9 protein-coding genes are annotated in these 12,772 nt (G+C 70.4%); 4 read left to right on the top strand and 5 right to left on the bottom strand.

Features of this window, described 5'->3' with window-relative positions; translation table 11 throughout:
• Positions 1 to 126: 126 nt before the first annotated feature.
• The 4 genes from ACFWX1_RS11600 to ACFWX1_RS11585 all read right to left on the bottom strand — a co-directional run bounded on the left by ACFWX1_RS11600 (position 127) and on the right by ACFWX1_RS11585 (position 4,376).
• Positions 127 to 1,065: an NADP-dependent oxidoreductase gene (locus ACFWX1_RS11600; RefSeq protein WP_378386324.1), complete on the bottom strand. Its 939-nt coding sequence runs from the start codon at positions 1,063 to 1,065 to the stop codon at positions 127 to 129.
• Positions 1,066 to 1,123: 58 nt separating this feature from the next.
• Positions 1,124 to 2,470 carry an ankyrin repeat domain-containing protein gene (locus ACFWX1_RS11595; protein ID WP_378386322.1) on the bottom strand — a complete coding sequence of 449 codons (1,347 nt, stop codon included), beginning with the start codon at positions 2,468 to 2,470 and terminating at the stop codon, positions 1,124 to 1,126.
• Between the two features lie 167 nt (positions 2,471 to 2,637).
• Positions 2,638 to 3,471 carry a TIGR03620 family F420-dependent LLM class oxidoreductase gene (locus ACFWX1_RS11590; RefSeq protein WP_378386320.1) on the bottom strand — a complete coding sequence of 278 codons (834 nt, stop codon included), beginning with the start codon at positions 3,469 to 3,471 and terminating at the stop codon, positions 2,638 to 2,640.
• The gene (locus ACFWX1_RS11585; protein ID WP_378386319.1) at positions 3,468 to 4,376 is read right to left on the bottom strand and encodes a TIGR03620 family F420-dependent LLM class oxidoreductase; all 909 of its coding nucleotides are present in this window, start codon (positions 4,374 to 4,376) and stop codon (positions 3,468 to 3,470) included. The genes ACFWX1_RS11590 and ACFWX1_RS11585 overlap by 4 nt, the downstream gene beginning before the upstream one ends.
• Positions 4,377 to 4,464: 88 nt before the next feature.
• On the opposite strand from ACFWX1_RS11585, the gene ACFWX1_RS11580 reads away from it, so the two are divergent.
• Complete coding sequence (locus ACFWX1_RS11580; RefSeq protein WP_378386317.1) at positions 4,465 to 5,028, top strand: TetR/AcrR family transcriptional regulator; 564 nt, start codon at positions 4,465 to 4,467, stop codon at positions 5,026 to 5,028.
• Positions 5,029 to 5,165: 137 nt separating this feature from the next.
• Positions 5,166 to 6,767: a phosphoglycerate dehydrogenase gene (serA, locus tag ACFWX1_RS11575; RefSeq protein WP_378386315.1), complete on the top strand. Its 1,602-nt coding sequence runs from the start codon at positions 5,166 to 5,168 to the stop codon at positions 6,765 to 6,767.
• 53 nt (positions 6,768 to 6,820) lie between these two features.
• On the opposite strand, the gene ACFWX1_RS11570 is transcribed toward serA, so the two are convergent.
• Positions 6,821 to 7,417 carry a GNAT family N-acetyltransferase gene (locus ACFWX1_RS11570; RefSeq protein ID WP_378386313.1) on the bottom strand — a complete coding sequence of 199 codons (597 nt, stop codon included), beginning with the start codon at positions 7,415 to 7,417 and terminating at the stop codon, positions 6,821 to 6,823.
• Positions 7,418 to 7,672: 255 nt separating this feature from the next.
• On the opposite strand from ACFWX1_RS11570, the gene ACFWX1_RS11565 reads away from it, so the two are divergent.
• Positions 7,673 to 11,071, top strand: a complete 3,399-nt coding sequence (locus tag ACFWX1_RS11565) for a S8 family serine peptidase (RefSeq protein WP_378386311.1) — start codon at positions 7,673 to 7,675, stop codon at positions 11,069 to 11,071.
• A gap of 231 nt (positions 11,072 to 11,302) precedes the next feature.
• The gene (locus ACFWX1_RS11560) at positions 11,303 to 12,343 is read left to right on the top strand and encodes a 3-isopropylmalate dehydrogenase (protein WP_378325200.1); all 1,041 of its coding nucleotides are present in this window, start codon (positions 11,303 to 11,305) and stop codon (positions 12,341 to 12,343) included.
• Positions 12,344 to 12,772: the final 429 nt, after the last annotated feature.

Raw genomic sequence — 12,772 nt, 5'->3', positions numbered from 1 at the left:
CGTCGACGGCGCCCCCCGCGTCCCCCCCAAACAAAGAGGGACCCCCCAACAACACACCAAAAAAACAAACAACACCCACAAAAAAACACACCCACCCCCCCCCCACTCCGTTTGTCCACCGGATTGCTACACCACGCTGAGCACGATCTTTCCGGTCGTACCGCCGGACTGGCCGAGTTCGTGGGCCTTCGCCGCCTCGGCGAGCGGCAACACGGTGCCGGCCACCGGCCGGAGCCGCCTGGACGCGATCAGTTCGGCGAGTGCGAGCAGGCCGGCACGGTCGGGTTCGACGAGGGTCAGCCCGGTCGTCACGCCGCGGGCCGCCGCGGCCTCGGAGAGGCTCTCGCCGACGTTCCGGGTCAACTGGACGAGCGTGCCGCCCTCCCTGAGTGTCCGCAGCGAGCGGGGCCCGTATTCGCCACCGATCGTGTCCAGGACGACGTCGACATCGCGGACCTCCTCGGCGAAGTCGGCTGTCCGGTAGTCGATCACCTCATCGGCCCCGAGACCGCGCACGAATTCGTGCTTCGGCGTGCTCGCCGTTCCGATCACGTACGCGCCGAGCGCCTTGGCGATCTGCACCGCGAGATGACCGACACCGCCCGCCGCCGCGTGGATCAGAACCCGTCGTCCCGCTTGGACTTTCGCGGTGTCGTGCAGGCTCTGCCACGCGGTCAGCCCGGCGAGCGGGACGGCCGCGGCGTGGACGTGGTCGAGCCCGGCGGGCTTGGCCGCGAAGTGACGGCTCGGCGCGGTGACGTATTCGGCGTACGCTCCGGCCTGACGCGGGAACCACGGCATGCCGAACACCTCGTCGCCCGGCGCGAACAGGGTCACGCCGGGGCCGGTCTCCGCCACGACACCGGAGACGTCCCAGCCGAGAACGAACGGCGGCGCGCCGAGCGTGCCCATGCCGCCGGTCTCCCGGCTCTTCCAGTCGACCGGATTGACACCGGCGGCGTGGACGCGGACGAGGATCTCGGTCGGCCCGGGAACGGGACGGGGCAGGTCGGCCTCTTCGAGGACCTCGGGACCGCCGAGGGTGCGCTGGCTGATGGCTCGCATGACGCCATTGTTCGGTGAACGTCGAACCACCTGCCACGTGCCCGGCGGCCAGGAGACGTCAGGATCGGGCCAAACCACGCAGCGCCTCCCGGGCAGTGGACTGTCCACAGTGGTCTGCCCAGCCTTCCGGTGTGCTGTCGTACAACGCGTCGCGCACGGATGGGTCGGCACCGGCGTCGAGTAAGGCGGCGATGACGTCGAGATGCCCGCCCTGTGCCGCCAGGTGCAGGGCCGTGACACCCGCGCCGTGCTCGGGACCGCCGAAGGTGGTGCGCTGGTTGACGTCCGCGCCGAGGCCGAGCAGTGTGCGGACCGCGGCGGTCTTGCCCTGCGCGGCCGCCCAGGTCAGCGCGGTGCCGCGATAGACGTCGGCGTCGAGTGCCGCGCCGCGCTCGACGAGCGTGCGGAGGATGCCCGTCCGGCCGTTGCGGGCGGCCCAGCTCAACGCCTCGTCGCGGATTTCCGCCGGATCCTCGGACGGGCGCCACCGCGGGAATCCGCTGTGTGGCCGGTAGAACTCGCGGTGTTCCCCGGCCGCGGCGGAAAGCGTGCCGTCCGGCGCGAGAAGCTCGTCGAGCAGGTCCGCGTTCCCGAGTCCGGCCGCGACGCGGAGATTCGCCGGGGCCAGGTCACGGGCGGCCAGCTTTTCCGCGGCCTCCCGGTGTCCCCAGAACAACGCCACGATCAGCGGAGTGCCGCCGTCGCCCCGCGCGGACACGTCCGTCGGCGCGCCGGCGTCGAGCAGCATGTCCAGCAGCAGCGGGAGATTCGAGTACGCGGCCTGGTGCAATGGTGTCCAGCCGTGGACGTTGGGCCGCGCCGGGTCGGCACCGCGGTCGAGCAGGACCCTGGCCAGCCGCTCGTCGCAGGTCGCGCCCGCCATGCCGAGCAGATCGTTGCCGTTCGTGCCGACGGCGTGCACCAGAGCGGGGAATTGCGTCACGATCCGAGCGAGCCCGTCGACGTCCCGCGCCTCCACCAGCTGATAAGCCCGCGCGAACGGTTCGCCGCTGTCCGCGAGGTCCTTCACGTGGCCGCGGAGGGCACGCCAGGAACTGAACCCGTGCTGACGCGCGACCACCGTGCGCGCACCGTCGGGGGTGAGCGGCTGGTGCCAGCGTTCGAAGGTTTCGCGGGCGCCGGGCGTTTCGTCCTGGGCGGACGCGAGCAGGCCTGTCGCGCGCTCGGCGTAGTACGCGGTGTCCTGGTGGTAGGCGTGCTGGAGCCCGTCGCCGTGTTCGCTGACACGCCGGACGTACGCCTGGAGTTTCGGCCAGCTCGGGAAACCGTGCTGCCGGGCGATGCGGAACTGAGCCTCCGACAGCTTGACCGACTCCGCGCGCGCGAGATCCTTCGCGCGTTTGCGCAGGTATTCCAGGCTGGGCTTCTCGGGCAGGGTGCTCACGGGAATCCTCCTTCCCTGTCACGCCCGTGGTCCGCAGGCACCGGGCAGGAAAGAAGGTGGCTGGTGGGTGGTGCGGTCGTACGGGGGTGGGCTCGGCCCTTTCCGCGGACGGGACGCGGCCCTCACCGCGCACCCGCCACGCTACCGCAGCCCACCCCCCCGGACGCTCAGAGCACGAGCGGGGCCAGGCGGCGCCAGCCTTCCACGGGAATGCCGTCGGTCCCGTCGAGGACCTGGACGCAGACGTGGTCGGCACCGGCGTCGAGGTGCGCCCGGACGCGGTCGGCGATCTCCCGCTCACCGCGATACGCCACGATGGCGTCGACGAGCCGGTCACTGCCGCCGTCGGCGAGATCGGCGTCGGTGAAGCCCAGCCGCTTCAGGTTCGCCCGCTGGTGCGCTGCCAGCCGGACATACCCGCCGACGTGCTCGCGCGCGATCCGCCGCGCCCGCCCGGGGTCCGCGTCGAGCACGACGGCCTGTTCGACCGCGAGGTACGCGTCCGGTCCCATCGTCTCCCTCGCGAACGCGGTGTGCTCCGGCGGGACGAAGTACGAATGCGCGCCGTCGGTCCGCGCCGCCGCCAGCTCCAGCAGTTTCGGTCCCAGCGCGGCGAGTACCCGGCGCGGCCGGGCGCCGGGAACATCCAGGTCCACCTCGTCCATCGCGTCGAGGTAGGAGCGCATCGCCGTGACGACGCCGCTGCCGGGCCGATGCCCGCCGAGCCCGAGCGTGAACCGGCCCGGATACGCCTCGGCGAGGGTGTGCCCGGCCGCCTCGGCGGTTGTGGCCTCGCGTTCGGAGAACCGCGCGATCCCGGTCGCGACGGTCAGCGTGCTCGTCGCCGCGAGCAGCAACGACGCCTGGGTGAACGCCTCCCGGCCGCGGTACTCGCCGAACCAGAGCGCCGAGAAGCCCAGCGACTCGACCTCGGCCGCCGCTGTGCGGACCTCGCCGATTTCCTTGCCATCGAAGGCGAAGGTCCAGAGCCCGACACTCATCGCGTCACCCCCAGCACCGCCGGAGCCAGCTTCGTCAGGATGTCCACAATGGACTCCAAGGTTCCGGCGGCCGGGGTGAGCAGCACGTGGTCGGCCCCGGCGTCGAGCAGTTCCCGCAGGCGCCCGGCGATCGTCTTCCCGTCGCCCCACAGGACCAGGCCGTCGACGAACCGGTCGCTCGGCCCGGAGATCTCCGCGTCCGTGTAGCCGAGCCGTTTCCAGCCGTCGAGGTAGCCCTTGACGTTGTGGTCCCGCATCTGCCCGACCGTCCGGCGAACGTGTTCCCTCGCGTCTTCGCGGGTGCCGGGCAGGACGGTCTGCTGCGGGATCAGCAGCTTGTCCGGCCCGAGGATCTCGCGTGCGTACGGCGTGTGTTCGACGGGCTGGGCGAACGGATGCGCGCCGTCGGCGTGGTCACGCGAAAGCTCCAGCATCCTCGGGCCGACGGCCGCGAGCACGCGGGGAAAGGCGACCGGTGGGGGCTTCTCGGCCGCCGTAGCGTCCATTTCGGACAGATAGCCGCGCATCTTCTCGTAGGGCCGGTATTTCTCGCCGTACTTCTCGGCCTGGAACGCGTGGCCGATTCCGACGCCGAGCACGAACCTGCCGGGGTAGGCCTGCGCCAGCGTCGTCCCGCCGCTCTGCGCGGTCCGGCCGGGCCGCGACCAGACGTTGGCGATGCCGGTCCCCAGCACGACGTTCTCCGTCGAAGCCAGCAGATCGCCGAAATGCGCGAACACTTCGCGGGTGCCCGGTCCTTCGCCGCTCCACACCGAGCCGTAGCCCAGTTCGGCCAGGCGCCGGGTGGCCGAACGCTCGGCGTCCGGCGGGGGTGCCATGGGCGCGGTGGGGAGCCAGACGCCGACGGCGCCGAGCCGGTTCCGGGTTTCCTCGATCAGGGTCATCCCTGCTTCCCTCCAGTAAGATGAGGCTACCTCCGGTTACTATACGGAGGCTGCCTCCGATTTGTCACCCGGTAAGGTCGGAACCGAGATGACCGACGTCAAGCCGATGCGGGCGGACGCCCGCCGCAACTACGAACGCCTGCTGGCCGAGGCGAGGCGCGCCTTCGCCGAACGCGGCGTGGACGCCTCGCTCGAAGACATCGCGCGCAGTGCCGGAGTCGGTATCGGCACCCTCTATCGCCATTTTCCGACCAGGGAGGCCCTGCTCGAAACGCTGTTGCGGGACCGGTTCGACGGTCAGGCGGAAAAGGCGCGGGAGTTACTCACCGCCGAAGACCCGCTCGACGGGCTGTACACCTGGCTCATCGGGCTCGGCACCACGGCGGGCGCTTACCACGGCCTCGTCGAACTGATGGCCGACGCGATCAACGATCCGGAGTCCCGGCTCCATGCTTCCTGTCACGCGATGCAGGACGCGGTGTCCCATCTGGTGGACAGGGCCAAGGAGGCAGGCGCGCTGCGCGCCGACGTCACCACCCGTGAGCTGCTTCTGTTGTCGCACGGTGCTTCCTGGGCCGGGACGCACCTGCCGGGGGAGCGTGGCATGGAGCGCCTGTTGACGCTTGTTTTCGAGGGATTACGGGCAAGTTAACAACGGGGGCAGCGAGGTGACGGCGCCCCGGGCTAAACTCCCGCTCAACCGGGCACAACGGCGTGCGCCGATTCGTCCATCGGTTGATCCAGCACCGAGCGTCCTCGACTCAGTGACCAGATAGTGGGAGCCGCAACGTGAGCAGCAAGCCCAACAAGCCCGTCGTCCTCATCGCGGAAAAGCTCGCGCCTTCGGTGCTGAGTGTGTTCGGTGACGAGGTGGAGGTCCGCCATGTGGACGGCACCGACCGCCCGGCGCTGCTCGAGGCGGTGAAGAGCGCCGACGCGCTCCTGGTGCGCTCGGCCACCAAGGTCGACGCCGAGGTGCTCGGTGCCACCACCCAGCTCAAGGTCGTCGCCCGCGCCGGCGTCGGGCTGGACAACGTCGAGGTCCCCGCCGCCACCCAGCGTGGCGTGCTGGTGGTCAACGCCCCGACGTCGAACATCGTCTCGGCCGCCGAGCACGCCGTCGCGCTGCTGCTCGCGGTCGCCCGCCGGGTGCCCGCCGCCGACCAGAGCCTGCGTGGCGGCGAGTGGAAGCGCAGCGCGTACACCGGTGTCGAGCTCAACGGCAAGACCGTCGGTGTCGTCGGCCTCGGCAAGATCGGCCAGCTGTTCAGCCAGCGCATCGCCGCCTTCGGCACCAAGCTCATCGCCTACGACCCCTACGTTTCGGCCGCTCGCGCCGCGCAGCTCGGCATCGAGCTCGTCACGCTCGACGAACTGCTGGAGCGGGCCGACGCGATCTCGATCCACCTGCCGAAGACCCCGGAGACCAAGGGACTCATCGACGCCGAGGCGCTGAAGAAGACCAAGCCGGGCGTCATCATCGTCAACGCCGCGCGTGGCGGGCTCATCGTCGAGGAGGCGCTGGCCGACTCGCTCCGCTCGGGCCACGTCGGCGGTGCCGGGATCGACGTCTTCGTCACCGAGCCGACGACGTCCAGCCCGTTGTTCGAGCTGGACAACGTCGTGGTCACCCCGCACCTGGGCGCCTCGACCGCCGAGGCGCAGGACCGTGCGGGCACCGACGTCGCCAAGTCGGTGCTGCTCGCGCTGCGCGGCGACTTCGTGCCGGACGCGGTGAACGTCTCGGGCGGCGGCGCGGTCGGCGAGCACGTCCGGCCTTACCTTTCGCTCACCCAGAAGCTCGGCACCGTGCTCACCGCGCTCAAGCCGAAGGCGCCGACCTCGGTCACCGTCGTCGTCAAGGGCGAACTGTCCACTGAGGACACCAGCGTGCTGGCGCTCGCCGCCGAGCGCGGCGTGTTCGCCGGTGTCGTGCACGACCAGGTCACCTTCGTCAACGCGCCGCAGGTGGCCGAGGAACTGGGCGTGCAGGTCGAGCTGGTGACCGAGTCGGAGAGCCCGAAGTTCCGCAGCCTGGTCACGGTGCGCGCGGTACACGGCGACGGCACCACGCTGTCGGTGTCGGGTTCGGTCACCGGCAAGGACGACGTCGAAAAGATCGTCGAGGTCAACGGCCGTCACTTCGACCTGCGGGCCGAGGGTGACGTGCTGCTGCTCGAGTACCCGGACCGTCCCGGCATCATGGGCCGCGTCGGCACCTTGCTCGGCGAGGCCGGTCTCAACATCGAGGCCGCGCAGATCAGCCAGACCACCGATGGCTCCGACGCGGTCATGCTGCTGCGCGTGGACCGCGCGGTCGACGCGCACGTGCTGGAGCCGATCGGCGCCGCCGTCGGCGCGCACACGATCCGCGCCGTGAATCTCGGCTGATTTCCTCCGTCGAAAGCCGCACCAGGTCAGGCCTGGTGCGGCTTTTCGCCGTTTCAGCCCGTGGAAAACGCGGACAGGCGTTCGCGCAGCCGTTGCCTCGCGGGTGGCCATTCGGTTTCCACCATCGAATAGACGACGGTATCCCGCGACGAGCCGTCCGGCCGGATCCGGTGCGCGCGGAGCACGCCTTCCCGCAGCGCGCCGAGCCGTTCGATGGCGCGTTGCGAGCGCAGGTTCCGGATATCGGTCTCCCAGCTCACCCGCTGCGCTCCGAGCGTCTCGAAGGCGTGCGTGAGCAACAGCAGTTTCGCTTCGGTGTTGAGCGCGGTCCGGTGCCAGTCCGCGCCGAGCCAGGTGAAGCCGATCGACAGGATCCGGTGGGCCTCGCTGACCTGGTAATACGACGTCGTTCCGGCGACCCGCCCGGTCTTCGCGTCGATCTGCGCCCACGCCTGGCGGGTGCGGTCGGCGAGGATCTTCTCGACCATGCGCTCGGCGGCGGGCGGATCGGCGGGCTGCCGCAGGCTCAGCCAGGTCCAGATCGCGGGGTCCTTGCCCGCCTCGAACAGGCCTTTCGCGTGGTCGGCGGTCAGCGGTTCGAGGCGGACGTGGTCGCCGGACAGGGCCGGGTGGGTTTGCCAGTGGTTCACGATGTCCAGATTAGGCAAAGTACTGTCGTGGGGCGCGGTCTTTTTCGCCACTTATTGGCAGGTCCTGGCGGGCAATCACATTCACGTAACGGAGCAAGCTGCCTACCGAAGTAGGTGTTTCCTGCCATTAAGTTCGGTTCGCGAGGCTGAACCACGCGCCGTGCGAGGGCACGGCGCGGCGCCGCGGCTCACCGTCGGGGGTTTCGGGCCGCAGGCAGGTTCTTCCATCCAGGTCTCGAGTAAGGGGAGCCACCCATGAGCAGATCCCGCTTACCCGGCTGGGCGGTGCGGTCATCCACCGCGCTGTTCGCCGTGGTGCTGGCGACGGCCGTGGCGGGAACGCCCGTCGCCTCGGCGCAGGACGCGCCGCTCGCCGAGAGCGCCGGGAAGGCCAAGATCGACCAGGCCGCGCTGGACGGCAAGATCGAGCCGCGGCTGAACACCGCGCAGGGGCAGGTCACCGCGTTCGTCGAGGTGGCGAAGAAGCCGGCGGTCGACGCGTTCAACGACGAGCAGGGCAAGGGCGCGGGCAAGGAGAAGGCCAAGCAGGCCGCCCGCGCGGCCAAGGCGGACACCGCCGCGGCGGTGAACTCCGTGCTCGGGCAGCTCAAGGCCGCCGACGCGCGCACGCAGCTGGTCACCCAGACCGCGAACGCGGTCCCTGGCGCGGTCGTCACGGCCGACGCCGCGAAGCTGCGCGAGGTCGCGAAGCGGCCCGACGTCGTCTCGGTGCGCACGGTGGTGCCGAAGACCCGGACCAATGCCAGCGCGGAGCAGCTGACCAACACGCTCAGCAGCTGGCAGCAAACCGGGAAGTTCGGCGACGGGATCCGCGTCGGCGTCATCGACGACGGCATCGACTACACGCACGCCGACTTCGGCGGGCCGGGCACGCCCGAGGCGTACAAGAGCGTCGACTCGACGAAGCCGAATCCGCTGTTCCCCAGCGCCAAGGTGGTCGGCGGCACCGACCTGGTCGGCGACGGCTACGACGCCAACGGGAAACTGGGTTCGCCCACGCCGGTCCCGGATCCGAACCCGCTCGCCTGCGGTGAGCACGGCACGCACGTCGCGGGCACGATCGCCGGGTTCGGCGTGAACGCCGACGGCAGCACCTTCACCGGCGACTACAAGAAGCTGACCGGCAAGAAGCTCGACGAGATGCGCATCGGGCCGGGCACCGCGCCGAAGGCCCTGCTCTACGCCATCAAGGTGTTCGGCTGCAAGGGCTCGACCAACGTCACCTCGCAGGCGCTCGACTGGGCGCTGGACCCCGACGGCGACGGCGACTTCACCGATCACCTCGACATCGTCAACCTCTCGCTCGGCATGGACTTCGGCGCGCCGGACGACCCGGACTCGCTGTTCGTCCGCAAGCTCGCCGCGAACAACGTGCTCCCGGTGTTCTCCGCGGGCAACGGCGGCGACATCAACGACATCGGCGGCTCGCCGGGCAGCACGCCCGAGGCACTGACCGTGGCCAGCAGCCGCGACGCCGGGGTGCTGCGGGACGCCATCGACGTGACGGCTCCCGCCCCCGCTCAGCGGACCGGGCAGTTCAGCCAGGACTTCGCCGGGTACGACAAGCTCGACGTGACCGCGCCCGTTGTCGCGCTTTCGGCGGCCAACAGCGCGGGCTGCCAGCCGTATTCGGCCGAGGACAAAGCGAAGGCCGCGGGCAAGATCGTCTGGCTCGAATGGGACGACAACGACGCGACGCGTCCGTGCGGCTCCGCGGCGCGCGCCAACAACGCGCAGGCCGCAGGCGCCGCCGGTGCGCTGCTTTCGTCCACTTTGGAGCATTTCAGCGCGGGGATCGCGGGCAACGCGGCCGTGCCGATGTTCCAGCTGACCGGCAGCGCCACCACCGCGACGCGCCCCGCGCTCACCGCGGGCACGCTGCGGGTGCACCTTGCCGGCGCGGGCCGGGTGAGTGTCCAGACCTACGACAAGACCATTGTGGACACTCCGAGCTCGTTCACCTCGCGTGGTGGCCGCGGTCCCGCGGTGAAGCCGGACGTCGCGGCGCCCGGTGACACGATCACCTCGGCGTTCCGTGGCAGCGGCAACGGCAGGACCGTCCTTTCCGGGACGTCCATGGCCGCCCCGCACACCTCGGGCATCACGGCGCTGATCCGCCAGGCCCATCCGGACTGGTCGGTCGAGGAGGTCAAGGCCGCGGTGATCGACACCGCCGGGCACGACGTGCACGACGCGGCGGGCCACACCTACGCGCCGCAGCGCGTCGGCAGCGGCCGGATCGACGCGAAAGCCGCGCTGGACAACCAGGTCCTGGCCTACGTGGCCGACGACCCTGGCGCGGTGACCGTCAACTTCGGCACCGTCGAGGCGGGCGGGCCGGTCACGCTGACCAAGACGCTCAAGGTCGTCAACAAGGGTGTCACCCCGGTCGAGTACGCCGTGGGCTACGAGGCCGTCAATGCGCTGCCCGGTGTCGAGTACACAGTGGACAAACCGTCGGTGAAGCTGAGCCCGCGTGGCATCGCGAAGGTCAAGGTGACGCTGAAGGTCACCGATCCGAAGGCGCTGCGCAAGGTCATGGACCCGACCATGGCGGCCACCCAGGCCGGCCTGGCGCGCCAGTTCGTCGCCGACGCTTCCGGCCGCGTCGCGTTCACCCCGAAGAACGGGGCGACCGTGCCGCTGCGGGTTTCGGTGTACTCGGCGCCGAAGCCGGTCTCGTCGATCAAGACCCCGGGCACCGTGAAGTTCGGCCCCGGTCAGGACCAGGCCGTGCTGAACCTGACCGGCAAGGGTGTCGACCAGGGCACCGGTGCCCAGCGCTACCGGTCGCTGATCAGCGTCCTCGAGCTGCAGGCGGAATCCCCGCAGCTGCCCGAATGCGACAGCGACGTCGTCACCGGGTGCACGCTCAACCGCACCGCGAAGGGCGGCGACATCCGCTACGTCGGCGCGGCTTCGACGGCACCGCTGGCCAAGGAACAGGGCAACCCGGACGACGCGCTGCTCGCGTTCGGTGTGTCCACCTGGAGCGACTGGGCGAACCTCGGCAGCAACACCACCGTGTTCGTCGACATCGACACCAACGGCGACGGGAAGCCGGACTTCGAGACCTACGTGACCAAGGCGACGTCCTCCGACGTCCTGCTGGTCAGCACGGTCTCGCTGACCAAGCCCGGTAACCCGCGGGTCGACCTCCAGGCGGTCAACGGCCAGCTCGGCGACGTGGACACCAACGTGTTCGACACGAACGTGGTGGTGTTGCCGGTGCGTATCGCGGCGCTGGGAATTGACCCGAACGGTGGATCGCAGCGGATCAGCTACACGGTGGGTACCAGTGGCTTCTACGCCGCACCGGGCAGCACGAGTTCGACGATCGACTCCGTCGACGGTCCGCTGTCGTTCGACGTTCTCGCACCGGGTTACGCGGTGCAGGGCGGCGGCGACGCCGCGATCGGTTACGTGGCCAAGCCGGGAACGGCGCTGGTCGTGAACCGGAACGCGGCTTCGGCGGCGGCGGACAAACCGCTCGGCCTGCTCGCGATCGAGCACCACAACGCCGCGGGCGACCGGGCGGGCGTGGTGCGCGTCGAGGCGGCCGGGAACGCGCAGAACACCGGGCGGGACACTCCGGGGCGCCACACCGGACGTCAGCCCATCGGGGTGAGCTGACCACGGCGGTCCACCCCGGAAAGCACTGAGGTGGTGGGGGCTTTCCTTGTCTCAACGGCTGGGAAAGCCCCCACTGTTTTCACCCGGATGGCTGACTGGGCCCCGGTCGGGATCCGGCATAAGGGTGGTGCGGCTACGACGCCTTGTCTACGGCCGGTAACCTTCCGCCTGCTGGCGTTTGTTGCGGATGGGCCATCCGGACCCGGTGGCCTGGTCGACGGAGGTGTGTGGATGCGGCTCGCGGTGATCCCAGGTGACGGGATCGGGCCCGAGGTGGTCTCCGAGGCGCTGAAGGTGCTCGGTGAAGTGGTACCGACAGCGGAGATCACGAACTACGACCTCGGCGCCGCCCGATGGCACGCCACCGGTGAGCTGCTTCCGGAGTCGGTGCTCGGCGAACTCCGCCAGCACGACGCGATCCTGCTCGGCGCGGTCGGCGACCCGACGGTGCCCAGCGGCATCCTGGAGCGCGGCCTGCTGCTGCGCCTGCGTTTCGAGCTCGACCACCATGTGAACCTGCGCCCGGCGCGGCTCTATCCCGGTGTGCGCGGCCCGCTGGCCGACCCCGGCGACGTCGACATGGTCGTCGTCCGTGAGGGCACCGAAGGGCCGTACGCGGGCAACGGTGGCTTGCTGCGCAAGGACACCGAGCACGAGATCGCCACCGAGGTGAGCGTCAACACCGCGTTCGGCATCCGCCGCGTCGTGGCCGACGCGTTCAACCGCGCCGAGCAGCGTCCGCGCAAGCACCTGACCTTGGTGCACAAGACCAACGTGCTGCTGCACGCCGGGTCGTTGTGGTCGCGGATCGTCGAAGAGGTCTCCCTGGAGCACCCGGAGGTGACCGTCGCCTACTCGCACGTCGACGCGGCCACCATCCACCTGGTCACCGACCCGTCCCGGTTCGACGTGATCGTCACCGACAACCTGTTCGGCGACATCATCACCGACCTCGCGGCCGCGGTCACCGGTGGCATCGGCCTCGCCGCGAGCGGCAACCTGGACATCACCCGCCGCAACCCGAGCATGTTCGAGCCGGTGCACGGTTCCGCCCCGGACATCGCGGGCCAGGGTCTCGCCGACCCGACCGCCGCGGTGCTTTCGGTGTCGCTGCTGCTCGACCACCTCGGCCAGAAGGAGGCCGCGCGGCGCATCGAGGCGTCGGTCGCCTTCGACCTGGCGACGCGCGACCAGGCCTCGCCGGGCGCGACCCAGGCGATCGGCGACCGGCTCGCCGCGCTGGTCTCCTCGAACGTCCGTTCTGTGGGCTGAGGTTCTTCCGACGTAGGTCCGTGAAGGCCTCCTTACCGGTGCTGGACGCCGGTAAGGAGGCCTTCACGGCTTTCGGGGTGCTGTCGCGGGGCGTCGTCTGTCGCGAATGGACCGTTTGTGCCCCGGAAGGCCGTGAATGGCTTTCTCACCAAGGGGTCTGGGGCTGCGGCGTCGGATGTGCTGTTGGACGCCCTTCAGTCCGCCGGGTCGTGGGGCGTGACAAGGGTGCCCCTGGGTGCGTTGGGTGCGACGGGGGCGTCCCTGGGTGCGTTGGGTGCACCGAGGGCGTCCCTCGGACCTCTCCGCCCACGTCGAGAGCATCGCCCGGCGTGGGGGGGGGGGGGGGGGCGCGGGGGGGGGGGGCGCGCACGAACGCAGGAGGGACGGGCTCGGGGAGGCGGGCGGCGGTGCGCGGGCGAGGCGGCAGGG

The organism is Amycolatopsis sp. NPDC059021, from assembly GCF_042739895.1.
GTDB lineage: Bacteria > Actinomycetota > Actinomycetes > Mycobacteriales > Pseudonocardiaceae > Amycolatopsis.
This window is presented reverse-complemented; position numbering and strand designations above follow the sequence as displayed.

What these genes read in the sequence shown, in the direction of transcription:
- ACFWX1_RS11600 (WP_378386324.1), bottom strand. Translation starts at nt 1,065, where the DNA reads ATGCGAGCCATCAGCCAGCGCACCCTCGGCGGTCCCGAGGTCCTCGAA.
- ACFWX1_RS11590 (WP_378386320.1), bottom strand. Translation starts at nt 3,471, where the DNA reads ATGAGTGTCGGGCTCTGGACCTTCGCCTTCGATGGCAAGGAAATCGGC.
- ACFWX1_RS11585 (WP_378386319.1), bottom strand. Translation starts at nt 4,376, where the DNA reads ATGACCCTGATCGAGGAAACCCGGAACCGGCTCGGCGCCGTCGGCGTC.
- ACFWX1_RS11580 (WP_378386317.1), top strand. Translation starts at nt 4,465, where the DNA reads ATGACCGACGTCAAGCCGATGCGGGCGGACGCCCGCCGCAACTACGAA.
- ACFWX1_RS11565 (WP_378386311.1), top strand. Translation starts at nt 7,673, where the DNA reads ATGAGCAGATCCCGCTTACCCGGCTGGGCGGTGCGGTCATCCACCGCG.
- ACFWX1_RS11560 (WP_378325200.1), top strand. Translation starts at nt 11,303, where the DNA reads ATGCGGCTCGCGGTGATCCCAGGTGACGGGATCGGGCCCGAGGTGGTC.